Raw genomic sequence first — 24,086 nt, forward strand, 5'->3', positions numbered from 1 at the left:
GGAGAAGCTCAGGGCTTGTTCAGGAATTCCTGGAGCCGGTTGGTGGCAGCAGTGGGATCTTCGAGGGTGTGCCAGTGGCCCACCCCGTCGAGCACATGCTTTTGGGCGTTGGGGTAGAGCGCGAGCAGTTCGTCGTTGACCGCGACCGGGCTGACCTTGTCCTCGTCGCCGGTGAGCAGCAGCACCGGTACCTCGATCGAGGAGAAGTCGGGTTCGACGGCGGCGGCGAGGGCCTCGCAGGCGCTGGCGTAACCCTCGGGGCTCTGACCGAGCAGCAACTCCCGCACCAGGGCCACGGTCAGCGGGCGGGTGCTGTGGGTGTCCTGCGACAGGGCGGCGGCGACGATGGTGTCGGCGACCGCGGACATGCCGCCCTCCCGCACGGTGCGGGCCCGGGCGCGGGTGGCGGCCTTGGCGGCGTCGGGCTGGGCGCGGACCGCGCCGAGCAGCGCAACCTTGGTGACCCTCTCCGGGTACGTGGCGGCGAAGGTGTTCGCGACCAGGGTTCCCATCGAGTGCGCGACCAGGGCGGTCTGCTCGATGCCCTCGGCGTCGAGCAGGGCGCGCAGCTCCTCGACCCAGTTGTCGATGCTGGCCGGTCCGGCGAACGGGGAGCGCCCGTGACCGGACAGGTCGTAGCGCAGCACGGTGTGAGTCTCCGCGAGCGTCGAGACCTGCGGTTCGTACACGGTGGTCGCGCCGCCGAGGCCGTGGATCAGCACCACCGCGGGTCCGCTGCCGGTCTTCTCGACGAACAGCTCGCTGGTGCCGGCGGGGATGCGCTGGTCGGTGGCGGCCGGCAGGCCGATGGTGTTGCGGAGCTCGCCGAGGCCGGGTGCGGAGACGATCACCTCGTCGCCCTCGACCAGGTACTTCGGCGGGTCGAAGCCGATGCCGACGCCGACCGGGGTGCCGGTGGCGATCACGTCACCGGGTTCGAGGGTGATGCCGGCCGAGAGGGTCTCGATGATGGTCGGCACGTCGAAGATCAGCTGGGCGGTGTTGGTGTCCTGCCGCAGCTCACCGTTGACCCGGGTCTGCAGCTGCAGGTCGTGGATGTCGATCTCGTCGGCGGTCACCGCCCAGGGACCCAGTGGGCAGAAGGTGTCGAGGGACTTGCCGATGAACCACTGCTTGTGGTCGCGCTGCAGGTCGCGGGCGGTGACGTCGTTGATGAGGGTGTAGCCCCACACGTAGTCCATCGCGTCGTCGCGGCTGACCTTGGAGGCGCGCTTGCCGATGATGATGCCGATCTCACCCTCGTAGTCGAGCGCGGAGGTGACACCGTGGTGCGGATCGACCGGGTCGCCGGAGGCGATGACCGAGGCGGCCGGCTTGGTGAACACCACCGGGTACTGCGGCACGTGCTGCCCGTCCGGGGATCCGGTCGCATCGAACCCGCTCTTTGCGAACTCGGCGGCGTGCTCGGAGTAGTTCCGGCCGACGCAGAAGACGTTGCGGTGCGGGGTGATCGGGGCGAGCAGTGCACCGCCCTCGGCCTGGGGTCGGGTGCTCAGCCGAGCCAGAGCGTCCCGGCCACCGGCGATGATCTCCTGCAGCTCGCGCACTGGGGCACCGGTGTCACCGAACTGCACCGGCAGGGCAGCACCGTTCGCGTCCACAGCGCAGATGACCGCGCCGCTCTTACCTTGAATCCGCGCGAAGCGCATGAGACCTCCTGTGAAACCAATGTGAACCAAACCGGGTTGCGGTTCGTATTGGTTACGATAGGTCGTGGTTGGTGTGAGCGTCAACACTGGATTTATCGGAGGGTCGGCAGGGAAGGTGCAAACCAAACCCCTATAATTGGTTCGAATTGGTTCGTCGAGAGGAGTTGTTGTGACCCTGGCTGTGGGACCTACGGCGGCCGCTCTGCGGCACATCGAAGCCGTCGTCGCCGAGCGGCAGTTGGGCCCCGGGGACAAGTTGCCGACCGAGCGGGAACTGGCCGCCGAAGCCCGGGTCAGCCGTGCCGTGATCCGATCCGTCCTCGAAGACCTCGAACACCGGGGAACCGTGGTGCGCTACGTCGGCCGGGGCACGTTCCTGGCGCCGCGGGAGACCGCCGACCCGGAGACGGCGAACCATCCCAGCCCCAGCGAAATCATGAGCTCGCGGCTGATCCTCGAACCGGAGCTGCTCCCGCTGGCGGTGGCCGCCGCCACCCGCGACGACATCGAGGAAATGCGCCGCTGCCTGCGCGGCGGGGACGGCGCCCGATCCTCGGAAGAGTTCGAGCGGTGGGACACCGCGCTGCACCACAGCTTCGCGCTCGCCACCCACAACATCGTCCTGATCGGGGTCAGCCAACTCCTCATCGACAGCCGTCAACAACCGATCTGGGGCGGGCTGAAGAAGCGCACCTTCAACCCCGAGCTGCACCGCGAATACTGCGGCGAGCACACCGACATCGTCGACGCCATCGCCGACCGGGACCCGGACAGCGCCCGCACCGCGATGCGCGCGCATCTGCGGCACGTCCGCACGACCCTGCTGGGGGACAACGCCTGACCACCGCCGCGGCACCACCCGCGAAGCGCCGGCCACCGATCGGACCAGCTTCGGCTGTCTCCTCGCCATGCGCGAACGCGGCCTCACCGTGCAGTTTTGTGCCGGTAGACGATCGGCTTGCGGCTACCGCCGGATCGGTGAGCGCGTACTCAATGGCGGGACGCTGAGGTCCGGTCAGCGTCGCTTTCACTTTCGTAGAAGCAGCGGCCTGCGGCCGCACTGTTGATCCACGACTCCACACCATGCGGCGACGCCGCGACAATCTCAACCAAACGGCCAACTGGCCACCGAGTGGCCATCGTGCGTGAGATCTGGCCACAGTTCTCGAGACCCTACAGCGTCGAGAACAGGCAAGGATGCGCCGTGGCGCGGTGTCCGAGTCTCGGCTGATCGGCTCACTTGTTGCGGCCTCGGTCCTGCGGCCCGGGGGAGGCCACCTGCGGTGTCCCTGATTCGAGCTCCGCTGCGCTTCGCCCGGTGGAAGAGCATCTTGTTGTTCCCTTCTGGCCTTCCGAGTCTCGCCGGCGGTGACCTGCGCGCCACCGCCGACGCCTACGGCGGCCCAGGGGCTCCGAAAATTCTTTCCTCCGCTTCGCTCCCCCAAGATTTTTCGGCTCGACAGTTGCACTCCGGCCCCCTCATACCGGCGGACCTCTCCTTTGCCAGAAGGGCACAAAAAATGATCGGGCCGCGCAGGTGGCCCGGCTGAGCAGCGGAGGTTCTGAGTGAGCACCACCATTGTCCTCGACACGGTCATCGACCCCATCGTCGTCGCGCGCGCGATCTACGCCGACCTGCGGGTCGAGGAGGACCCCGACTTCGACGACCTCGGCACGGACATGCGCGCCGAGTTGGTGGGCATGGTCTTCGGCCTTATCCCCGACGACCCGTACATCCAGGCGGCCGAGATTCGGCTGGTCCCGGCCGACTTCGGCCTCTGACCACCGCCCAAGCCTTCCGAAGGAGACACACATGCGTACCACCTTTTCCGCGATCGTCATCGAGATCGACGGCACCATGACCGCCCAGGCCCTCCCGGTAGACCCGTTGTGGGCGAGCCTGCGCATCCCGGCCGGTATCGGCGCGGCCCTCGATGTCGTCGGTGACGTCGGCGCCGCCGGGTTCGTCCTCGGACGCGGCCCGCACCAGGGCACGGCGAGCCTGCTCGTCGGTGCGAACCACCAGGACACCCCTGCCGTCCCGGTCAACCCGCTGGCCACCTCGATCGTGCGCCGGTATGGCCCGGCCACCGACCGCCCGATTCGCGGCCGCGCCGTTCTGGTCGCCGGATGGGACGTGAACCCGGAGCCGATCCTCGGGCCGGTCGCGGAGGCACTGATCGCCAGCCGCCGTGGTCGCCCCGCCCAGGCGGCGTAAGTACTCCGATCCGAAACGTTGGTGGGGACCGGGCAGCAACTATCTGCCCGGTTCCCACCGGCACGACGGCCACCACAGACCTGACCGGGACCGGAAAGTTTCGGTCCCATCACCACCGAAAGGGAACCTCAGATGAACGTGACACCGGGAGCGCCGAGCGTGCCGATGCGGGTGCTGCACAACCAGGCACGGGACGCGATGCTCATCGGCTACACCGACGGCGACCCCCTGCGTGAGGTGAGCCGGTTCGCGATGGATCCGCGCCGCGACCTCGAGGTGAACCTCGAGGAGGTCTTCGAGGCGTTCAACGAACCCGGACCCCGGCTGGCCGAGTTCGAGGTGGTTCGCCGGTACCGGGCCGAGCGGCACCGGTCGCTGAGCAAGGGCGATGTCTTGTTCTACGGCGAGCTCGCGTACGCCGTCGCCGCCGCCGGATTCGTGCGGGTCTACCCCACGCGCGAGTCCATCACCTTCCGCGACGAGCACTGACATGAACGAGGACGCGATGCGCATCATCCGCGAGCAGGGATTCACCGCCGGTGTGCACGCGACGTGCGGCGAGACCGACGACGAGCCGCTGTACGTGCTCGCCGAACGCGCAGGAATCGAGTTCGGCTACATGGACGCCGAACTGGACACCTTCAACGACGGCTTCGCCACCGGGTGGCAGAGGGCACGGCAGGTGCACGACAGCACACCGACACCGGCCACCCGCTGACGGGACATCCCGGAAACAAGAGAACACCGGGCAGCAACTATCTGCCCGGTGTTCTCGCCCGAGACAGTACAGGAGAGAGAACATCATGACCGCAACGCAGCAACCGGTAGCCGCCGAACTTCTCGAGGTCGATCCGCGCACCCTCGATGTCGGCAAGAACGTGCGCGACCAAGTGGATCTGGAGGAGACGCCGGGGTTCGTGGAGTCGGTGCGTGAGCACGGTGTGCTGCATCCGATCACCGCCAGCCGCCGCGAGGACGGCAGCCTGGTCGTGATCGACGGACAGCGCCGGACGCTTGCCTCGATCGCCACCAACCGTGACACCATCCCGGTGTTGGTGCGCCCGCAGCACGCGGCCGACGAGGTCGAGCGTGCGATCGCCCGGATCAGCGAGCAGATGAACTCGAACAACCACCGCACCGGGTTGACGGCGGCGCAGAACGCCGCCGGGGTCGCCGAAATGCTCGACCTCGGGGTGCCGGTGGAACGGGTCTCCAGGGAGCTGAGTGTGAAGCAGAAGGAGGTCAAGCTGCTCGGCGCGGTCGGCCGCCGCGAAGGCGCGCGGGCGAGCCTCGAGGAACAGGGCCTGACGATAGAACAGGCTGCCGTGATCGCCACGTTCGAGGCGGATGGCGACACCGAGGCCATGGCGGCATTGGTGCAGTGCCATCGACGCACGTTCGACTACCAGGCCCGCAGGTTGTTGGCGGACCGGAAGGAGAAGGCCACCCGCGCCGAACGCACCGCCCCGTACGCCGAGGCCGGGTTCACCGTGCTCGACGGTGATCCCGGTTACCGGGACGACTCGAAGATCCACTGGCGGTACATCGCCACCGCCGACGACGCCGAGGCGGATCCGCGCGCACAGATCACGGAGGAGCAGGTGCGCCAACGCCCGGAGCTGTGGGGTGTGTGGGTGGCAACTGACACGATGTACGTCGACATCGGATCTGGGGAGCCGGTCGAGGAGGGCGACATCGACTGGGACACCTTCGATGACCCGGATGTCGACCCCGAGGACGGGTTGCGGCACGCGAACTCGGTCGAGGAACGCGACGTGTACGTGCCGCAGTTTTACTTCCTCGACGTGCTGCGCGCCGCGGAGGCTGGCCTGGTCCCGGTCAACGGCGGCCGCTACCAGTTCAACCGGGCGATCCAACTCGCCGGGTTCAACCCGACCGACCCGTTGCCGGAGAACGAGGAAGCCCGCGCGGCCGCGCTCTTGGCAGCGGAGGAGGCCAAGCGGGTGCAGCGCCGCCGGGTGCGGGAGCTGAACAAGTTGGCAGAGGCCGCGACCGAGGTGAGGCGCGGGTTCATCCGCGAGATGCTGTCGGCGACCAAGCCCCCGAGGAACGCGGCGACATGGACGGCGATGATGGTCGCGCTCGCACCGCACCAGTTGTCGGAGTACCACTCGTCTGATCTGCTGCCGGAGTTGATGGGTGAGAAGACCTGGGCGGTGTACGACGCGAAGAAGCACATCGCGGCGGCCGCGACGGCGGCCAGCGAGTCCCGCGCCTGGATGCTCACGTTCGCGCTCACCGTCGCGGCGATGGAGTCGCGGATGGCGAAGGACGCATGGCGATCGCGCCCGCAGTACGTGAGCGAGTACCTCGGGATGCTCACCGGCAACGGGCACACACTCTCGAACGTGGAGAAGGTGATCAGCGGTGAGCTACGCCCCGAGGACATCGACATCGCCTAGTCACAGTTGCGGCGCGCCCTCGGAGGTTGGGAACTTCCGAGGGCGTGTCCGGTGGGGGTGGAGGGTGTTCGGGCATCGAGCCCGAACACCCTCTGCGCGTCAGCCGTGCACGCCGCACGGTGCTGCGCGGGCTTGATTAGCGGGACGCAGCCACGACGTCGGTCCGTTGCTTGCACTGCCAGCAGGAGAACCAATGCTTCTCCTTCGCCACGTTCTGGCGCGCGTTGCAGACGGAGCACTCGAGGGACACCATCCCGGTAGGGGCCGGCCGCGGACGTGCCGGCATAAATCCTGCAACGACAATGGCTAGAGGGCCGAGAAGGAATGCGAGCAAGAGGTAGTTGCCACCGTTCAGGTACTTCCTCTCAGCGATCGTTGATGCACAGAGGCCGAAGATGACGGCGACGATGACCCATGCGATGACCGACACCACAAGAAATCCGACAGTTGCGCTTTCCATCATGAATCCTTCAGTTCGAGAGGGAGGCGAGGTGAATGAGCTCTCTGGTCAGGGAAGGTCTTCCCAGGACGCGCGGACAGCGCCAGAATCAGCTGTCTCACTGAAGGTGTGAAGCTGGAACTCCTTGCACCGCACCCGGCCGATGGTGTCTTGGCCGTGGAAGTTGTACACCGACATCGATTTGACGGTCTCGGCAAATGCGTACGGTTTGAGAGCGCGCGCAATTAGAGTCGCGTAGTCCTTCAGCTGGTTGCCCTTCAGATTCGGGGCGCACAGGTAGAAGATCGCCGCAACCATGCTGCGATCGTCGGAGTGGGTGACCGACTGTGTCGAAACCAGCCTGATATTCGGGTCGAGCGGAAGGGTGTTGAACGCTTCGCGCATGGCGGGGTCGGCTTCACCGTTGTGGTCACTGCACTTGGACATGTCCGGTGCTGTCGCGGCCTGAGTGGTCGCGGGCGGCTGCGACCGAGTGGTGGTGGTGGTGGTTGATGCTGCTGCTTTCGTCGAGGTCGCGGCCGACGTTGTCGGTGCGGCGACACTGGTCGTGGCGTGAGCGGCGACGGTGTCCGTTCGGTCAGAGGCACCGCTGCGGAAGTAGGACACACCGACGTAGACGATCAGCAGCGCAAGCACCGCACCGACAGCGATGAGACCGTTCCGCTTCTTGTTGCCTGGGTTCGTCTGTTCCGACGCTCCCGGCTGCGACGGAGTCTCTGGCGTGGGCTGAGCTCCCGGCATACTGGTCGCCGAGGTCCATTGGCGGCCGTCCCACCATCGCAACCGGGGTCCACCCTCGGGATCTGGGAACCAGCCGGGACCGGAGGGCTGTGTCATCTGACGCCTTTCAGCTATCCCACGGCGACCGTCGCCGTTCATTCTCGACACAGCGTCGTTCTGCCGGACCGATCTCGTTTAACCGGGTCGCTTAGTAACGTGCAAAAGGTGAGACAGGTGGTCATGCCACCTCACCCTTGATCGTCCGCAGGACAGACATGCACTCAACACGCTCCCGCCGGCGGAGTTCAGCTTCTGCATGGTTAACGAGTGTGCAGAGTTGTGCATCGCAGTTCTGTCCGGGCGATCACCAGAGAGTGAGGGGAAGGCCGGCGGCTTCGGCCCCGTGGATCCGCAACTCGATGCTGTCAGGGTCGTCGCCGTGCACGAGGCCGATGCGGATGGCGGCGGCGATGGCGCGGGTGCGTCCGGCCGGTCCGCGGATGTCGGCGAGTGGACTGGCGAGGTTGCGGCGGCGCAGGTAGTACTCGCTGCGGTTGACGGCGTTGGTGCCCAGGCGCATGTGGTGTGGGTTGACGCAACCGGCGAAGTCACATTGATGGCACAGCACCGCGTCGTCGGCGCCGGACCACCCAAGTCTCGGGATCACTCCGTACTCGAGTTGGTAAGCGAACAGATGCGCGGGCACGGTGCCGCGGCGGGAGGTGCCGGGCAGGCTCGCGGCACGAAAGGAGCCGTGGCCGGTTGATGAGACACCGGCCAGCCATGGTGTGCATAGGTCCCCAGCACGCTGATAGCGCTTGGCCTCGAACCGAGCGACGATCGTCGGTTCGGCGAGCCACGACCGCCACAGCTGTGCAGGAACGCGCACCGGTTGTGGCTGCCCGATCAGAGCGAGCTGCTCGTCCTCGGTCTCTGCCGAGGGAACGGGCATACCCGGGAGCGGGGAAATTCCGCTGATGACGCTCAGGATGTCCTCCGCTCGAACCGCTCTCAAGGTGCTGTTACCGAGGAGAGTAGAAGCGGGCACCGACACGATAGCCATCTGGCACACGACGGTGGTCCGTGCCATGTCCGGGGTCTGCAACGGGAGCGCCCAGCTGCGCGATGTACTGTTTCGACCCGCCGACGAAGTAGTCAGGAACCGCAGCCCACGATGTCATTGCAGATTGCCCCCTCAGTCAAGCGCCGGACCGCCGACAAATGGGTGGAGGCCCTCGCCGTCCACCTGTATCCAGGGGAGATCGTCTGGGCGGTGGCGAGCACCTCGGCCATGTACCCACCGTGCGATGGTCTCGTCATCACCAACGCCCGCCTGCTGGCTTTCGCCGGTCGCGATGTCGGCGCGAGTGGACCGAAGAGTGGCGTTGACGCGGACAGTATTCACCGTTTCGACTTCACCATGTATGGATCCGCGAAGACCTTGGTGGTCACCACACGTTCCGGCCAGCAGATGTCATTCGGCTCCATCCCCGATGAGGATGCGCCGTTCATCGGCCACTACGTGCACCACCTCACTGCCGCGGGATTCCCCGCGGGCATGCGTCCGGCCGCCGAGGCTCAACGCGCCGAAGCACAGACACGTAGCGACGCGGAACGCCGGGCTGCGGACGAACGCGCCGAGACCGCCCGCCGGGAAGCGGAAGAACGCGCCGAGGCGCACCGGCAGGCCGTCCAACAGCGTGCTCACGAGAAGCAACAGAAGGCGCAGCACCGCGAAGAGGAGCGAGCTGCTGCCGCCGAGCAGAAGGAACGAGAGCGGCGGGCTGCAGAAGCGGAACAGGAGCGAATCGAAGGCCGCCGAAGCCAGGTCGAGGTCTTCGGCCCGAGGGTGACGAAGGCGGCGTGGCGGTATCTCGAACAGCATTCGCATGAGGACGAGTGGCCGTGGTTCGTCGTGGCGAGCGACTCGATGGGCGGTGTCCTTGCCGCGTTCGAGGATCGACTGATGATCGTGAAGACAGGCGGCTACACCAGCTTCATGGCCGGCTCACTCGGCGGAGGTCGGGTAACAACGTTTCCCTACACCGAGATCACCAACATCGAGTTCAACGGCGGAATCGTCAACGGCGTCCTGGAGATCCTGACGCCCAGCTATCAAGGCAGCGCACAACACGACTACTGGCGTAACTCGAACAAGTCGCGGAACAAGGCCGCCGACGATCCGTTCACCCTGTCGAACTGCCTGCCGCTGGGCAAAGCGTTGTACAAGCGGACGCTTCCTCGGCTGAACGAGTTGCAGCGCAAGATCGCCGACTGTAAGCGCCCCAACATTGTCGTCCAGGTCCCGACACAGCCCCAGCCGAGTGGTGGGGGTCTGGCCGAGGAGCTCCGACGCTTGGCGGATTTACACGCGGAGGGCGTTCTGGATGTTGACGAGTTCGCGACGGCAAAGCAGGCGGCGATCCGAAAGTACAGCTGACCCGAGAGTCCCAATAGACGAGCGCAGTTGTCGTTGGCTACACCACCCAGCCCACCATGATGATCGCATCGTAGATTCCGTGGGCCATGATCGACGGCCAGAGCGATCGTGTGTAGAGCGCGAGCGCAACGTAGACCACGCCACCAATGAACGCCGAGACAACGTTAGCGGTACCGAAGGTCGAATGCGCTAGCGCGAACAGAGCAGTGGATGCGGTAGCGGTAATCGCGATGAGGATCGTGGCGTGCGGTCGCCACCGTTGCACGATCAGTGGGAGGCTGCGGAAGACCATTTCCTCGAAGAGGCTTGCTCCGAGAAATGCTGCGGCAAGTGCGCCGTAGAGCCCGAGGACTTTCACATTCGCATGCCGAGTTTCCTGCGCGGCAAGTTCTGCGGGATCGACTACCGGGAAGGCCGCGCTGATTGGATCTGAGAGGTAGTGATAATCCAGGAGTGCGAGTGCAGTGGGAATGACCACGATCCATACCAGCTGAGCGCGCACTGCGACTTGTCGACCCCGAATCCGTACCAGCCCCAAGCCCAGCCAGCGGAACCCGCGGGAGAACTCCGCGCGGACATTCCATGCCGGCCCGAGTGGGGAGGCCTTCTTCACGATGAGCGCGGCCAGGGCGAAGAAGATCAGTGCACCGAGGACTGCCGAGGCTGGGTGATCGGGTGCAAAGAGGGCGGCCCAGAGTGTCCCCGAGAGCGGTCCCACCAGAGTGACGAGGGCGCGTTTATCGCGCACGCGAGCGTGACGATCACTACCTGATGGTCGGTCCTGTCTGTCGAGCGTGGCATCGCTCATAATCCCCCCGAAGTCGTGAACATGAGCGTGCCACCGACATAGGAAGCGTCGGTGGCACGATGACGTGAGGTCCGATCAGGCCGAGGCGGCGAGGGACTCATCCGCCGGGCGTGGCACGGTGTTAGCCGCTCCGGTGTCAGCGGTCGTCCCCGGCTGTTCTTTCAGCGCGCTCTTGCGGGGCCGGCGCTGCGGTCCGCGTCGGCTGGCCTTGGTCTCATCGGCCTGCCACCGCTTCAGGTCGGCGTCGGTGAATCCGGCGCTGCGTGCGTCGGTGATCGCGTCGGTCAAGGCCTTCTTGTTCGCCGCATCGGCGCGCGCGAACTCCTCGCGGGTGGCGGCGAGAGTTTTGTGTGCGGTGGCGACGACGCGGATCGCTTGCATCTTCTTCTCGGCTTCTCGTCGGATCTGTTCATCGAGAGCGGCGAATTCGGTTTCCAGCGACTGGTTCTCCATGCGGTCGATCGTATAGACGTTGCGCGCGAATCTCGAGCCGTACACGCGGCGGGTGCACGAGTCGAGTCGCGCTCGGAATCTGTTGTCCCCGGGTGGGTGTCCGGGTAGGCGTTGTGTGCACACGACACAGCGGAGCGGAGAAATGTCGTGTGTGCCCAATGCCGTTAAGCCCGGTCCCCACTGGGGGACAATCCCCCCGCGATGATGTCGCGTCGGACACGCGGAGCGTGGCCCTTCTTCTGCCCGTTCGGACGCCGGCCGACCCCAAGTGTGGAGCGCCCTGAGCCTCGTGTGGATGCCCGAGATTCCCTGTCCCGCTCCGCTCGATCTCAGGCACCCACAATCGGGTCCGCACCACAGTTGGGGACGGCCGGAAAACCGCGCAACGGAACTCGCTGCGCTCGTCCTGTGCTCTTTCAAAAGCGGGCACACGACGCAGGCGCTGCGTGCCAACTGATCGAGCCCCGGCGGAGCAAGATAGCGGATTAGGTGACCTAATCCGGCGTGTCAGATTCGGCGGTGCCCGCAGAACCTGAGACACTGTCGTGTAGCCCCACATCGGTGGGGGCGCTGCGCTGGGCCGGAAGAGAGGTGACGACGTTGAGTGACGAGTCAACTGAACGTCCGCGCCGATTCCGGCGTGAAAGGCGCGCCAACGTCCTTGGCGGTCGACAACATCGGCACATCGTGAAGGTCACTGCGGAGGAAGAGTCTGCGCTACTCGCGAAGGCGCAGCAGGCGAAGGTGAGCGTGCCCCGACTGCTGGTCGAGGCGGCGATGGCCGATGGCCGTGAGACCGCCACTGACCGGCAGGAGTTGGCGATCGAGTTGTTCGGGGCGTTCCGGCTTCTGTCGGCGCTGTCGAACAACATCAACCAGATGGCGAAGGCCACCAACGCCACTGGCGAGCTGCCCGAAAATCTCGGTGTCACGCTCGGTGAGGTGCGTCGGTTGGCGTCGCGGATCGACGTCATTCTCGACGGGTTCGATGCGCGATGATCGTCAAGATCGGGCGCGGTGAGAAGATGACCGGGCTGCTGTCGTACCTGCAGGGTCCGGGCCGGTCGAACGAACACTCCGACCCGCACCTGGTGGCCGGCGACTCGGCGATCATGACATGGCACGACGACAACGAACTCTCGCATGAGGATGCGATCGACATCGCCCGGCAGCTGGATCAACCTCGCCGGGTGTTCGGCACGGAAGTGAAGATCCCGAACTTCTTGCGGGACGACCATGGGAGCGAAGTGCGTGACTCGCACGGCAAGATGGTCCGCGACCCGATCGATCCGTTCCGCGACGGAAACGTCTGGCACTGCTCGCTGTCGCTCGCTGCCGAGGAAGGTCAGCTCACCGACGATCAGTGGGGGGCGATCGCGCGGAAGTTCATGGACGAGATGGGCTTCACCGACACCTCCGGCCGCTCTCCTGCGCGCTGGGTCGCGGTCCGCCACGGCCTCTCGGCCGGGGGCAACGACCACATCCACATCGCCGCTTCCGCAGTGCGCGAAGACGGAACCAAAGTCGACCTCTACCGCGACTGGAATCGCGCTAGCGAAGCCGTGAACAAACTCGAACGCGAACACGGTCTCGCGGTTATCGAGTCCCGAAACACCAGGACGGGCGAACGCGGCTACCACCGCGCCGAGAAGCACCGCGCCACGCGAGAGGGTTCGAGCGAACTCGATCGGGAGCTTCTTGCACGGCGGGTCCGCGCGTGCGCCACCGCGTCTCGCGACGAAGCCGAGTTCGTGCGCCGACTACGCGGCCAAGGACTGATCGTGCGCCCACGCATGGCTTCCGGGCGCAGTGACGTCGTGGTCGGCTACAAGGTCGCGGTACGACCGAAGGACCGCGCCGCGGCACCGGTGTTCTACGGCGGCGGGCACCTCGCGAAAGACCTCACACTCCCCCGGCTGCGGCACGAATGGACCGACTCTCCCGAGACCTCCAGTGCCGCTGTCGCTGAGTGGAACGCCGCCCGCCGCGGGCAGAAGCCAGTCTCGCCCGGCCGCGAAACCAAGATCGTTGCAGACCCGAAGATGCTCGACCGCGCCGCCCGCGACATCGCTGCATGGAACAGGTACCTCGCTTCGATCCCGGTCACTGACCGCGCCCAGTGGGCGCGGGCGGCCGGTCGAACCGCCGGCGTGTTCGCCGCGTGGTCGCACCAACTCGAGGCGAAGCCGGGACCCCTTGCCGAAGCATCACGTCAACTCGCCCGGTCGGCGCAGGTACCTGCACACCAACACTGGCCGAAGAAGGCCGGCGCTATGTCCGCGGGCGGTGCCGCGCTGATTGTCATGCAGGCCAGCCCCGACCTGTCGGAAGCCGTCAGCTACGCACTCCTGCTCCGCCAGCTGATGAAGGCGACCGAAGCGATTGCCGACGCACACCGCGCTGCCGGTGATGCGCAGCGCGCAGTGGAGCTCGAAACGTTCGCACGCACCCGCCTCGAAGCTGTGCGACGGACCCTTCCGCAGGCGGCAGCCGGTTCAGTTGCCGAACACCCGACAGGGAAGACGATGGTGGTTGAAGCACCTCGTGCAGATACATCGATCGGCGCGGTCGCCGCTGAGGTAGTGGAGGCGAAGCGTCAGGCCGGAACAGACTTCCCGGAGGTAACGGGAGTGCGCGCGCCCGACTCGCCGATCCCAGCCAAGTTGGAACCGCGCCCTGACCACAGCCGAATCCTCCCTTTACCCAGTAGGCGGGAAGATCGGGAGCGGTAAGACAAAGTCACGGTACGTAGGCGGAATGTGCGGCGGGCTGAGTGGTACGGCAGGATGCTCGTCATGAGCGAGCTTGTGACGGCCGACGACCTGAGTGATCTGCCGCGATCAGCGGTCGCGACCGAAGCTATCCAGCTGCTTGATTCACTGGCCGGGGTCCTGGTGCACGTGAGTACGAACAACTCACTAAACCCGACAAAGGACGACCGACAGTACAAGCAGAAGCGTCTTAGAATGCACCGTCTGTTGGCGGCGCTGAAGGTGAAAGACCCGATTCCATACGATGACCTCGGCGAGTGGAACGGGTACTGGAAGATGCACCTTCCAAAGTGGGCGGCCCGCAAGAGTCATGTCCGCGATCTGATTGCAGCCACCAAGATTGACCTTGAGAACATCCGGGACTCCGCCAGTCTCGTGGTTCCGACCGTTGCGGCATCGGCAATGTGGGGCAGCCTGGACGGCCGTGTGGCTGAACTTGGGAGTGAACTCGCGCGGTCGGGAAGTACTGACGATCTTCAAGATGTCGGCCGGCGGTGCCGCGAAATTCTGATCGACGCGGCAAAGATTCTTGCCCGCCCGGAGCTTGTACCTGTGGGTGAGGACGTGCCTAAGGCCGCAGACGCGAAGAAATGGTTGGGCTACTACGTGGATCGATTCGCGGCAGGATCGACCCAGAAGGAGCTGAGAAGTTTCATTCGCTCTGCGTGGGACCTAGCGCAGAGAGTGACACACGGTGATATCGACAGGACCGAGACCTACGCGGCAGCGCAGGCAACAGTTCTGATCGTGCGCGTCCTTCAGGATCTGGAGGCGCGTACGCGTTAGCGGTCCCGGGCGTGACTATGGGGCAAGATTGTTGCGTGACCGCGACTCAGCCCCGACCTGCTTCCGAGAACAGTCGCGATGTTTCGGAGAAGGGTAAGTCCCCGGTGATACGTCAGAAGTTGTCCACAAACGTCCGTACCGACCGGATAGCGAAAACTGCAATCGCGCTCGGCGTTTTGGCGCTTCTCATAGGATTCATCACCACCGTCTTGGCGACGCCAATACTGCCTGGACAGGGAACAGCCATAGGCGGCTTTGCGGTCCTTGCCGGTGCAGCTCTCGCATACCTCAGTGCTCGTCAAACACGACTGAGCTACGAACGGACGTCTATGGACACAATCGCGGAGCAGAAGGAAGCCCGCGAGCAAGAACATCGGCGAGAGGTCGAGAGGGATCTTCGGGCACGATTTACGGATGCGGCAACGCAACTGGGATCCGAGTCCTTCGCGTCGCGAGTAGCGGGAGCGTACGCAATTGCCGCGCTCGCGGACGATTGGAGCAACTTCGGTCGTATCCCCGAGCGACAGGTATGTATCGATCTGCTCTGCGCGTACCTGCGTACACCTCCCCGTGACGACCAGGAACCCGGGGCGGCGCTTCAGGAGCAAGAAGTCAGATCCACAATTCTGACGGTCATCGCCCGCAAGGTGAGGATGGATCCAGTGGACGGTGACGGTCCCTGGCAGGACTGCCGCTTTGACTTGCGCGGAGCACGTCTGCGGGGCGTTGCGTTCGAGCGAACCCGATTCCGAGGACAGCTCCAGTTCGCCGACTGCGTCTTCGAGGGCGAAGCGTCATTTGCACACTCACACCTTGTACGAGCCGATTTCAGTGGGGCCACATTCAAAGGCACAGCCGACTTTTCAAGCACACAACTGTGGAACGTGGACTTGTCAGATGTGAGCTTCGACCGCAGTGCCAACTTCAAGAGGACACAAGTCCAGCAGGACCTTGACCTCACCAGCGTGACCGTGGGTGGTCGACTGCTCAACTTCACCGCAGCCAAATTCAACTCGCAGAGCAACACTTGGATGCGGGGCCTGGATTTCACGTATCAGGACGGCACCACGGTGATCTTCACGAACGCATGGTTTCGCGGGAACGTCCATTTCGAGCCAGTGGAGAAGCACCTCAAGCAGGTCTCTTTCAATACCCCTCAAAGCTGGAAGGTGCCGCCAAAAGTGCCTTGGAGTGACACTGGGATACCCCCGGCGTATGTCCGGCCGGCGGTGTGGCCCCCGCCAAGAGCAGCTACACATAGCACCCTATAAACCGAGGGGATTTGCACCGCATCAAACGAGTCGAAGAGTTGGGCGCTGGTCCGTTTCATCCTCGCCGAGTAGGCCGCGGAGGCGAGGCAGCTTCATTCTGAGTTCGTCAGCGAGGTCCTCCATCGTAAGGCCATTCTGTTCGGCGACTGCAAACGCTCGTTTGAGGAGGATGGGGACTTCGCCAGGTGAATCTTTGACAGGTTCTGAGCGGAAGAGGCCCGCGCTGCGGAGCTGATTGATGCGTTGGAAGGCACGTCTGTAGGTAGCGTCCGAGATGGCCTCGACCTCTCGGCACCGATACAGAAGTGACTCGACGGAGACTCCCCACTCTTGGCTCAGCTGCTCGAGCTTCTTCAAGTCCAGGCGCGCGGGAAGAAGCGGGGCGATCTCGGCGCGCGGGGTGAGGAACTCGGCTGCGAAGGCGTCCGCTTCCCGTTCCTGTTTCAGGTCTCCAGGCGCGCAATCGCTGTGCATCACCAGATGCCCAAGTTCGTGAGCGGTAGTGAAGCGATGCCGGTAGACATCGTCGGTGCGGTTGGGAGTGAGCACGACGATCGGGCGCGGCAAATGCGATGTCGAGAAGGCGTCAATGGTCGCGGCGCCTGGGTAGCTGACGAAGGCGACGACGAGGCCGTGGCGCTCCATTGTTCGCACGAGATGATGAATGCACCCCGGTTCGATCTTCCAGTGTTGCCGCAAGGCCTGCGCAGCGGGGACAGGTTCTGTTGGGAAGAGGTCCCAGTCGTGGAGAACCTCTCCTGCTGAGAAACCGGGCAGGTCGACCGGGCGCATCTGCACCCTCTTTTCGAGTGCGTTCACCAGCTCCCACAACTGCTCGGTAAACGCGATCGCTTTCTGCCGCTGCAGCGCCGGCGTCTTGCGCAGGCTCCGAAAATGGGCGGCAGAGCTGTCGAGTCGCGCGTACGGGCGCCCCACGGCGAAGTGGCTGGTAGGGACGTCCAAGACGTCGGCGAGGTGGGCGACGTTGTCGGGGCGGGGACGAGCTGTGCCTGCTTCCCATTGGCCGACGGCCACCGGAGATACGCCGATCTGCTCGGCCACGGTTCGCTTGGTGAGGCCGGCCAGGCGACGAGCTTGTGTCAGTCGGGTGGGATCGAATCCATCCGAGATGGTGTCGGTGCTCAGGAGCGAGAGCTGACGACTACTCATCGGAACTGCCTGTTTCGTCAGGTTCTCGCTGACGTTCGCTGATCGGTGCGGCACCGTCAGGAATTCGCGCAGTGAGATCGAGGTCGTCGTCCAGTGGGGCATCGTTGAAGCGTCGCGGGGTCGCCTGCGGATCGACGATGCGCAGCGCAGGTCGAAGTGACTGGTCGGCTCCGGCCGATTCGCCGCTCGTACTCAGGCTCTGCCACGAGTTCCAGCTCATTGCGCCGCTCTCTTCGTCGAGGAGTTCCGCGAAGCCCCAACCAAGATCGAAAATCGACCCCTGCCCGATGGAGTTGCTCGCGTAACCGATCGTGACGACCTGGCCGAGAGACCGGACTTGTTCACGCATGATCTGTTCGTCGGCGAGCAGTTCCTCCAACTCCGCGTCAGACAAATTGGCGTGTTCGTCCAGCGATAGCTGTTGAGAGACCGGCCCGGACGGCAGGGTCAACAACGAGGTCCGCAGTTTCGAGGGGTTAGTCAGTCGGGCGTCCTCGCGACGAGTGCTGCCGTCCCGTGCATACCGCCACGGATAGAGCGCGGTCACCGGATCCCCGAGCATGACCAACCCGAACCGTGCCGGCATACCCAGCGGCTTCTCGACACGCACGCCGGGAATGGCCTGGGTCTCCCGCACGAGCTCCTCGAACTGCGCGACCGCGAGAGTGGAGCCGTAGGCGTCCGCCGTACGCATTCCCCCGCCGAAGTGGGCTCCCATCGCGCGCTCGTGCGCCGCCGTGATGGCGCGAGGAATCGCGCGCATGAGCGGTTCAGCTGCCGCACCGAATGCGGTTAGAGCCCAATCAGACGGTTCAGAATCCATCACGAAGCTCGCTCCTAGGCTTTCAAAACGAGCCGACAATCGGCTCGTTCGCTTTACTTTATCGCACGATTCGATCACTCATTTGAAAGTGGATGGCGGACGAGATGGTTTTGCGGTGCTGATAAGTCTGCTCTGAGAGAGCGGCGACGCTTTGAACTGCGGTGATGGGTGGCCGCTCGGCGACGACGCCGGCAAAGTCTGTGGTGGAGGACACGGCTGGCGAGCCGGAAAAAGGCAAAAAAAACCCCGGCGGCATCATGGTTAGAACCAAGAGGGGCACAGTGCCGGGGAGTACGCGACTAGCATACGAAAACACTGACAACTTGTCCAACAAGCCTGACAACTACGCTGCAACGATGCATAGCGCACACTGCTGCGTGGGAAACTCCCCGCCACTAGATCCAGCACTCGATCCAGCGCTTTCGCCTGGACGTATGGGTACGTTCCTCGCTGCAGCAGGAGGAGATCCGGCCTGGGCACGCGAGCTCTACGTTTGGAATCGAGATCTTTCGATGGCGATTCTGGCCGACATTGCAATCCTGGAGGTCGCACTGCGCAACGCGATGCATGGTGCTCTTGACTGGCAATGGGGCCCGTTCTGGTATCAAACCGCCCCATCGCAGACCTTCGATCAGCGAAGCAGGGACTCGATCACGAGCGCATGGAACAAGATCCCGAAGGGCCGGCGGAGTCATGTGAACGATCCTGCCCTCCCCGGCAGGTTGGTCGCGAACTGCATGTTCGGATTCTGGGCGAATCTCCTCGACGAGGGGGGACCGATCACAAAAGGTGGGCGGAAGAAGGCGGACTATGACGCGCTGTGGTTGGTGCTCCGTCGCGCGTTCAAAGGTGGCCGTGCTGAGGCTAAGACGTCGGGAGCGAAGTACCGCCGTGTGTGGGTTCATAGCGTGGTCAAGGAGGTCAACGACTTACGGAACCGTGTCGCGCATCATGAGCCGGTAATCAATGGCTACCCCCTGAGTGGCCAGAATCGCCGGAGAGCGGTGCGGCAGGGTCATGAGGCGTGTCTGAAGTTGGCGCGGATGCTCGACTCGAATCTCGCGGCGTGGATTGCGGCGAACTCGACGGTTCCAGCCATATTGAGCAATCGTCCGACCTCGATGCCTGTGGACACAACACGGTGTTTGATGTCTCCGCATCTCGTGGCAGCCGGGTATCCCGACTTTTAGCGGCACGTTAGAGGGGCTCGGAGACGTGCCCCAAGCTCCTCTTAAACAGAGCAGAACGGCTACTGCGCGCGGCGATCCACGGCCTGCTCTCTGTGAGTAGTCATCGACTGCCCATCGCCCGTTCGCTGTCCTTGCTCGCCTGCGCATGTCCCTTGCGGGCTCTCGGTGCTCTCTTCGGTCCGCCTTGAGCGACGGCGTTGCGTGGGTGGGTGGCTTCGTCGAGGTCGGCTGTGATTCGGGCAGCGATCGTTTCGGCGTCGATGCCGACGGCGCGCATGTCGTCGGCGAATTTGGCGCGGCGTTCGGCCGAGTCCCATTCGGTGTGTGCGGCGTCGCGGAGTAATTCACCTTCCGGTGACGGGTTCACAGGACCTGGGAAGGGTTCGGTTTCATTGCCGGTGCCGGCCAAGTCTGTATCGAGTGTGGCCTGTTCTTTCTCGTCTCCATCGGCGCGGTCGGCCTCGGCCATCAGCGCGGAGGCGGTGAGATCGTCGGTGCGCGCGTTGTCGTGTTCGTCCTTCTCACGCTTGCGGCGGGCTTCGGCTTCGCGGAGTAGGCGGTCGATCGTGGCGCGGTGGAGGGCGGTCGATGGGTCGACGCCGTAGCGGCGTGTGACCTCCTCCTCGATGCGCTCGGCGGCGCGCGCGGCGGCGGGTGACTCGTTTTGCCAGGCCCGGGCGCTCTGATAGTTGTCGGCGATCTGGCCGCTGTCGGCGCGGTCCCACCATTGGTCGTCGAGAACGGCGCGTAGCTGTGCCTCTGCGGCGGCGCGTTCACTGTTCAGCCGCTGCTCGAGCTCTCGGGTGGCCTGGGTGCTCTGCTGCTCGGCCCGTCGCCGTTCCGCTTCCCGACTTCGGGCCATTTGCTCGGCCAGGCGGGTGGCGGCCTGCATCCCGACTCGGACGATGGCGCCTGTCTCGCGGGTGATGTTGCTGATCTCGTCGTGGGTGTCCATGCTGTCGATCCCTTCGCTGGTGAGTGGTTATCGGCCGTGGTCGTGGCTCTGGACGGAGGAAATCCCTGTTATCCGGGTCGGTTCGGGGTTGCGTGCCGGTGGGGTGTGGCTCGGTGACACGAGCACGGATCGGGCGGGGTCCGGGAAGTCGCTGGCAGCGAGTCGGACGGCAGCGGTGACGTCCCGCTCGATGTTGGTGGTGCGGTCGAGCGCAGGAGCGGCTGGTGGGACGCTGCTGTGTGCCGCGAGTTCGGCGACGGCATCTTCTGCCCGGTCGGCGGCCGCGCTGAGGGCGCCTGCCTGAGCGGGTGTGAGGGCCGGATCTGCGGAGAAGTTCCGCACGGTGTCGAGTAGGTCCGCAGAGTGCTGGCGGAGCGCTTTCATGTCCAGGTCGGGATCGGTACGTGCGGCCGAGTCGATCTGTGCTTCGCTGTGTCCGGCGTCGCGGGCGCGGTCCTTGGTACGGTCGAGTTCGCCGTCGAGATGGGCTTGAAGTGCGTCGATGGTCCAGTGGGTGGCGTCGTGGACGTTCCGGGCTGACCAGGCGACGTCGCGTAGTTCGGGTGAGAGTGGTTGGTGGACGGGTGAGTGCGGGTTTCTGAGTTCGGGGAGGATCTCGTTGGCGTGGGTGGTGAGGATCTCCCATCCGCGGGAGTACGGCGACCGCTGTTCGTCGAGTTCAGGATGGGCGTTGTCGATGTGTCGGGGGCCGGCCGCGAAGATCACTTGGGTGAGTGCGGTGTCGTCGCGGGTGAGGGAGACGTCGATCTGGGTTGCGCGGTCGGCCCGCGCAGCGTGGAGTGCTTGGTTGAGGGCTTCGAATGCGGCGGCCCGGGAGGTGTGCTGGGTGGTGGAGCTGCCACGCAGCGGGCCAACGGGGTCGGCGTCGCGGAAGTAGCGGCAGGTGGCGGTGTAGATGCCGTCGTCGTCGTGCATCCCCATGGGGTTGTCCTTCCCGGGTGCTAGAGGTCGCGGGTGTCGGGGAACATTTCGGCCGGGGGTTCGATGAGTGGGAGGGGTTTGATCTCGCTGTCGGCGTCGTGGTGGCCGCGCCGTTCGGTGCAGTTGCCGAACGGTCCTTCGCTGGACAACAGCACCGCCATATGGGGGTCGGCGTGATCGCGCCACCACACACTCATCCCGGTGGCGGGGTCGAGTCGTAGGTGTTCCCAGGCCCGCCAGAGCGCGGTGACACGGGAGACGGCTTCGGCGTGGAGCCACCACTGGTTGCACCACCGCCGGTTCGATAGATCCCGCCGGTACATCGGGGCGAGTTTGTCGCGCATGAACTCGGCGGCCGAGCCGAACACCAGCTGCGGTGGCTCCTCCCCCACCGCTGCGGTGGTGGTGGCGGGCTCGCCGGGGGCGGGTTCGTCTTCGAGTTCGTCCCAGTCGATTTCGTCGACGCTCATCGCAGTTCCTTTCCGGTGAGCGCGACTTCGCTGCCCGGGGCCGCGGGCGAGACGGTGGGGTGTTCGCCCTTGGGGGCGTACTTGTCGTTCGAGGCCTCGATCGCGGCGGCGTGCGGTCCTTCCCAATACGGCATGGTGGCCACGAGAGCGGCGGGGTTGCCGGAGGAGCGGATGACGGCGCGGCCGCGGGGCAGAGCTTCGAGCTCCTTCTCGGTCAGGGTGCGCACCAGGGAGCGTTGACGTGAGACGGAGCGACCGTTGCTGCCGTTCGAGGACACCGAGCCGGTGATCTCGTAGTGGTCGCCGACGGCTTCGGACATCGACCGCAGGAAACCGGCCCCGCCGACTTTGACGCCGCCGCCGTAGCCGAGCACGTTCGATGCGGAGGTGAGCATGTCCATGCCGTCGCGGCCCCACACGGTCATGCCCTGTTCGTAGGACTGCAGGATGGTCTGGATGACGATTCCGCGTGAGCCGTAGTGGCTGTAGAGCGCGGGCAAAGAAGTCCAGCGCACGACGTTGGCGGCCTCGTCGAGGGACGCCAGCAGCGGTGTCGCCAACCGTCCACCGGGTGAGTCGGTGGCGAACAGTTCGGCGGCCTCACACACGGCGACGGTCAGCGCGGTCACCAGCGGGCCGGCGGAGCCGGCGCCTTCCTTCGACAGGGGGTAGAGGGTGTCGGTGGACCGGACGAACGCGGCCGGATCGAAGTGCGGGCGTGAGTCGCCGGTATCGGTGACCCAGGACCGGATCGACTGAATGGTCAGGCAGTTGATCATCTTCAGGGCGGTGCCGAAGACACCGCCACGCTGCTTGTCCGGGGCGTTGTACTGGCCGGCGAGACCGTCGGCGTGCAGTGTGTAGCGGTCCCCTGCGTTCTTCAGGATGCGCACCGGCTCCTGATCGTCTTCCTGGGTGACCCAGGTGTAGACGTCGGTGATCGGTCGATCGGCCAGGGCCGCGGCGAGGAACAGGCCGGTGAGCAGATTCTTCGCGGCCGGTTCGAAGAAGGCGTCGGTCTTGGCGTCGGCGGAGATGCTGCCCGCGGCGAAGTGGGTGGCCAGGTCGGCGGCGCGGACTTCGTCGGCGATGATCTGCGGGCGCCCCTCCGGTCCGATGATCTCGCGGCGCAGCCAGGACAGCGGGTTCCACCACCAGGTCGGGTCGGCCTTGGCGACCTGTTGCGGGTCGAAGATCCAGACGTGGCCCACCTGTTCGCGGACACCGCGGGTGGCGTCGACGACGTCGCGTTTGTTCGAGGTGGTCAGGACGGCTCCGGGTGCTCCGACGACTGCGGGGATCACCACGGACGTGGACTTTCCGACGCGGGGACCGCAGATCCACACGTGCATGTCCTCGTAGGAGGCGTAGAGCTTGCTGTTGCTGGGAAGGTGCCGTCCGATCGGCACTCCCGGTACCTGACCGTCCGGTACGTCCACCTTCAGGCGTTTCGCCGACGCGCGGGCGGTCTTCTCGGTCAGCGACCTGACGTCCTTGAGGGTGGCCATGTGGTCGGCCTTGTGGTCGACACGGGTGCGGTTCCTACTGATGCGGACCTTCCGCACGATCAGCGCGACCGCGGCGGCGAGCAGCACAAGCACGTAACCGACCGCAACGGCGGTCGCGCCGAGGGTCCAGGTCAGTTCGCTGCGGAGAAGGCCGGCGACGACCCCGACGGGGTTGGCAGGAACCCTCTGGCTGGTACCCAGGTGCATGGCCAGCCAGATCCCCGCGACGAGGACGACCAGCACGGTGGCAACGAACAGGATGAACTCGACGGCGGGGTCCCGGCCGCTGGGATCTTTGACCTCCCTGGGCATCAGGCCACCTCACTGTCGGTGGCGGCCGCGAGGAGGTGGTGGAGGTTTTGCTCGCGCCAGTTCTTGTAGCCGTTCTCCCGGCACCATTCGAGGGCGGGGCTGTCGTTGTCGATGTCCACGGTGACGACGACCCGGACTCGGGTGGCGGCCAGGGAGAGATTGTGGGGGCCAACTTCGTGATTGAGCACGTGCAGGGTCAGGTTGATTGCATCGACGTCGAGTTCCTCGCGGGTCTTACCGGCGAGGAAGACCGCTTTGCGGGCGGCGGAGAGGTCGGCGGAGGTCTGATCGCCTGCGGTGTAGGTCTTGTCGTCGTCGAAGAATTCGCCGTACCAGGCGACGGCCCCGTTCGGCCCGCAGACGGCGAAGGTGCCGGCTTCGTCGTCGCCGGCGGCATAGAGCTCGACGGTCGGGGCGGCGGCGGCCGCCTCGGACAGCTGCTCCCGCTCGGCTTCATGGGCCAGCTCGCGCAGGGCCCCGTAGTCGATGTCGCACCGCTTGAGCAGCACGGTTTTGAATTTGGGGAACAGGGCTTTGGTGGCCAGCCCGTTCTCGGTTGCCCATTGCCGCAACGCGAGGTGGTCGGCCATCGTGGCCAGTTCGCGTTCGTTGCTCTTGACGAGCTGCTCGACCTTGTCCCAGTCGGCGGCGGATGAGGCGGTCTTGGAGGGCATCGGTGTCTCCTTGTCGGTGGGG

25 protein-coding genes are annotated in these 24,086 nt (G+C 65.2%); 12 read left to right on the plus strand and 13 right to left on the minus strand.

What is annotated here, in order from left to right; all coding sequences use genetic code 11:
* Positions 1-8: 8 nt before the first annotated feature.
* Entirely contained in the window at positions 9-1,670 is a 1,662-nt protein-coding gene (locus ACFTWF_RS34935) for an alpha/beta fold hydrolase (protein ID WP_378465652.1), read from the minus strand.
* Positions 1,671-1,839: 169 nt separating this feature from the next.
* Between ACFTWF_RS34935 and ACFTWF_RS34940 the strand changes: the two genes are divergently transcribed.
* From ACFTWF_RS34940 to ACFTWF_RS34965, 6 genes are all read left to right on the plus strand, one after another.
* Entirely contained in the window at positions 1,840-2,511 is a 672-nt protein-coding gene (locus ACFTWF_RS34940; protein WP_378465653.1) for a FadR/GntR family transcriptional regulator, read from the plus strand.
* 725 nt (positions 2,512-3,236) lie between these two features.
* On the plus strand, positions 3,237-3,452 hold the full coding sequence (locus tag ACFTWF_RS34945; RefSeq protein WP_378465654.1) for a hypothetical protein: 216 nt from the start codon (positions 3,237-3,239) through the stop codon (positions 3,450-3,452).
* Between the two features lie 31 nt (positions 3,453-3,483).
* Positions 3,484-3,888 (plus strand): hypothetical protein, encoded by a 405-nt coding sequence (locus ACFTWF_RS34950; RefSeq protein ID WP_378465655.1) that lies wholly within the window; start codon positions 3,484-3,486, stop codon positions 3,886-3,888.
* A 132-nt stretch (positions 3,889-4,020) separates the two neighbouring features.
* On the plus strand, positions 4,021-4,377 hold the full coding sequence (locus ACFTWF_RS34955) for a hypothetical protein (RefSeq protein ID WP_378465656.1): 357 nt from the start codon (positions 4,021-4,023) through the stop codon (positions 4,375-4,377).
* A 1-nt stretch (position 4,378) separates the two neighbouring features.
* Positions 4,379-4,606: a hypothetical protein gene (locus ACFTWF_RS34960; protein WP_378465657.1), complete on the plus strand. Its 228-nt coding sequence runs from the start codon at positions 4,379-4,381 to the stop codon at positions 4,604-4,606.
* Between the two features lie 85 nt (positions 4,607-4,691).
* On the plus strand, positions 4,692-6,311 hold the full coding sequence (locus ACFTWF_RS34965) for a ParB/RepB/Spo0J family partition protein (protein ID WP_378465658.1): 1,620 nt from the start codon (positions 4,692-4,694) through the stop codon (positions 6,309-6,311).
* Between the two features lie 136 nt (positions 6,312-6,447).
* Here ACFTWF_RS34965 and ACFTWF_RS34970 read toward each other — a convergent pair whose 3' ends face one another.
* From ACFTWF_RS34970 to ACFTWF_RS34980, 3 genes are all read right to left on the minus strand, one after another.
* Positions 6,448-6,774, minus strand: coding sequence for a hypothetical protein (locus ACFTWF_RS34970; protein WP_378465659.1), 327 nt, complete (start codon positions 6,772-6,774; stop codon positions 6,448-6,450).
* Positions 6,775-6,819: 45 nt separating this feature from the next.
* Entirely contained in the window at positions 6,820-7,608 is a 789-nt protein-coding gene (locus ACFTWF_RS34975) for a DUF2510 domain-containing protein (protein ID WP_378465660.1), read from the minus strand.
* A gap of 247 nt (positions 7,609-7,855) precedes the next feature.
* Positions 7,856-8,443 (minus strand): hypothetical protein, encoded by a 588-nt coding sequence (locus tag ACFTWF_RS34980; protein WP_378465723.1) that lies wholly within the window; start codon positions 8,441-8,443, stop codon positions 7,856-7,858.
* A gap of 273 nt (positions 8,444-8,716) precedes the next feature.
* Here ACFTWF_RS34980 and ACFTWF_RS34985 point away from each other — a divergent pair, with 273 nt between their 5' ends.
* Positions 8,717-9,931, plus strand: a complete 1,215-nt coding sequence (locus tag ACFTWF_RS34985; RefSeq protein ID WP_378465661.1) for an SHOCT domain-containing protein — start codon at positions 8,717-8,719, stop codon at positions 9,929-9,931.
* Between the two features lie 37 nt (positions 9,932-9,968).
* On the opposite strand, the gene ACFTWF_RS34990 is transcribed toward ACFTWF_RS34985, so the two are convergent.
* Both ACFTWF_RS34990 and ACFTWF_RS34995 read right to left on the minus strand, forming a co-directional pair.
* Positions 9,969-10,739 carry a CPBP family intramembrane glutamic endopeptidase gene (locus ACFTWF_RS34990; RefSeq protein ID WP_378465662.1) on the minus strand — a complete coding sequence of 257 codons (771 nt, stop codon included), beginning with the start codon at positions 10,737-10,739 and terminating at the stop codon, positions 9,969-9,971.
* A 75-nt stretch (positions 10,740-10,814) separates the two neighbouring features.
* Positions 10,815-11,192, minus strand: a complete 378-nt coding sequence (locus tag ACFTWF_RS34995; RefSeq protein ID WP_378465663.1) for a hypothetical protein — start codon at positions 11,190-11,192, stop codon at positions 10,815-10,817.
* 561 nt (positions 11,193-11,753) lie between these two features.
* Between ACFTWF_RS34995 and ACFTWF_RS35000 the strand changes: the two genes are divergently transcribed.
* The 4 genes from ACFTWF_RS35000 to ACFTWF_RS35015 all read left to right on the plus strand — a co-directional run bounded on the left by ACFTWF_RS35000 (position 11,754) and on the right by ACFTWF_RS35015 (position 16,020).
* The gene (locus ACFTWF_RS35000; protein WP_378465664.1) at positions 11,754-12,191 is read left to right on the plus strand and encodes a plasmid mobilization protein; all 438 of its coding nucleotides are present in this window, start codon (positions 11,754-11,756) and stop codon (positions 12,189-12,191) included.
* Complete coding sequence (locus tag ACFTWF_RS35005; protein ID WP_378465665.1) at positions 12,188-13,924, plus strand: relaxase/mobilization nuclease domain-containing protein; 1,737 nt, start codon at positions 12,188-12,190, stop codon at positions 13,922-13,924. The genes ACFTWF_RS35000 and ACFTWF_RS35005 overlap by 4 nt, the downstream gene beginning before the upstream one ends.
* A 63-nt stretch (positions 13,925-13,987) precedes the next feature.
* A complete protein-coding gene (locus tag ACFTWF_RS35010) occupies positions 13,988-14,749 on the plus strand; it encodes a hypothetical protein (protein ID WP_378465666.1) in 762 nt (253 codons plus the stop codon).
* A 35-nt stretch (positions 14,750-14,784) separates the two neighbouring features.
* On the plus strand, positions 14,785-16,020 hold the full coding sequence (locus ACFTWF_RS35015; RefSeq protein WP_378465667.1) for a pentapeptide repeat-containing protein: 1,236 nt from the start codon (positions 14,785-14,787) through the stop codon (positions 16,018-16,020).
* Positions 16,021-16,041: 21 nt separating this feature from the next.
* On the opposite strand, the gene ACFTWF_RS35020 is transcribed toward ACFTWF_RS35015, so the two are convergent.
* Together ACFTWF_RS35020 and ACFTWF_RS35025 are read right to left on the minus strand one after the other, a co-directional pair.
* A complete protein-coding gene (locus ACFTWF_RS35020) occupies positions 16,042-17,190 on the minus strand; it encodes a helix-turn-helix domain-containing protein (RefSeq protein ID WP_378465668.1) in 1,149 nt (382 codons plus the stop codon).
* Positions 17,183-18,052, minus strand: a complete 870-nt coding sequence (locus ACFTWF_RS35025) for a hypothetical protein (RefSeq protein WP_378465669.1) — start codon at positions 18,050-18,052, stop codon at positions 17,183-17,185. Before ACFTWF_RS35025 ends, ACFTWF_RS35020 begins: the two co-directional genes overlap by 8 nt.
* A 473-nt stretch (positions 18,053-18,525) precedes the next feature.
* Between ACFTWF_RS35025 and ACFTWF_RS35030 the strand changes: the two genes are divergently transcribed.
* Complete coding sequence (locus ACFTWF_RS35030) at positions 18,526-19,203, plus strand: hypothetical protein (RefSeq protein ID WP_378465670.1); 678 nt, start codon at positions 18,526-18,528, stop codon at positions 19,201-19,203.
* Positions 19,204-19,303: 100 nt separating this feature from the next.
* Here the strand turns inward: ACFTWF_RS35030 and ACFTWF_RS35035 are convergent, their stop codons facing one another.
* Genes ACFTWF_RS35035 through ACFTWF_RS35055 form a run of 5 tightly spaced genes read right to left on the minus strand, consistent with a single transcriptional unit; the run spans position 19,304 to position 24,064 of the window.
* Positions 19,304-20,158, minus strand: a complete 855-nt coding sequence (locus ACFTWF_RS35035; protein WP_378465671.1) for a hypothetical protein — start codon at positions 20,156-20,158, stop codon at positions 19,304-19,306.
* Positions 20,159-20,185: 27 nt separating this feature from the next.
* Positions 20,186-21,100 carry a hypothetical protein gene (locus ACFTWF_RS35040; protein WP_378465672.1) on the minus strand — a complete coding sequence of 305 codons (915 nt, stop codon included), beginning with the start codon at positions 21,098-21,100 and terminating at the stop codon, positions 20,186-20,188.
* A 20-nt stretch (positions 21,101-21,120) separates the two neighbouring features.
* Positions 21,121-21,570 (minus strand): DUF4913 domain-containing protein, encoded by a 450-nt coding sequence (locus ACFTWF_RS35045; protein ID WP_378465673.1) that lies wholly within the window; start codon positions 21,568-21,570, stop codon positions 21,121-21,123.
* A complete protein-coding gene (locus tag ACFTWF_RS35050) occupies positions 21,567-23,390 on the minus strand; it encodes a type IV secretory system conjugative DNA transfer family protein (protein WP_378465674.1) in 1,824 nt (607 codons plus the stop codon). Before ACFTWF_RS35050 ends, ACFTWF_RS35045 begins: the two co-directional genes overlap by 4 nt.
* Complete coding sequence (locus ACFTWF_RS35055) at positions 23,390-24,064, minus strand: hypothetical protein (protein ID WP_378465675.1); 675 nt, start codon at positions 24,062-24,064, stop codon at positions 23,390-23,392. The genes ACFTWF_RS35050 and ACFTWF_RS35055 overlap by 1 nt, the downstream gene beginning before the upstream one ends.
* Positions 24,065-24,086: the final 22 nt, after the last annotated feature.

Origin of the sequence: Rhodococcus sp. NPDC056960, from assembly GCF_042674125.1 — a bacterium.
GTDB lineage: Bacteria > Actinomycetota > Actinomycetes > Mycobacteriales > Mycobacteriaceae > Rhodococcus_F.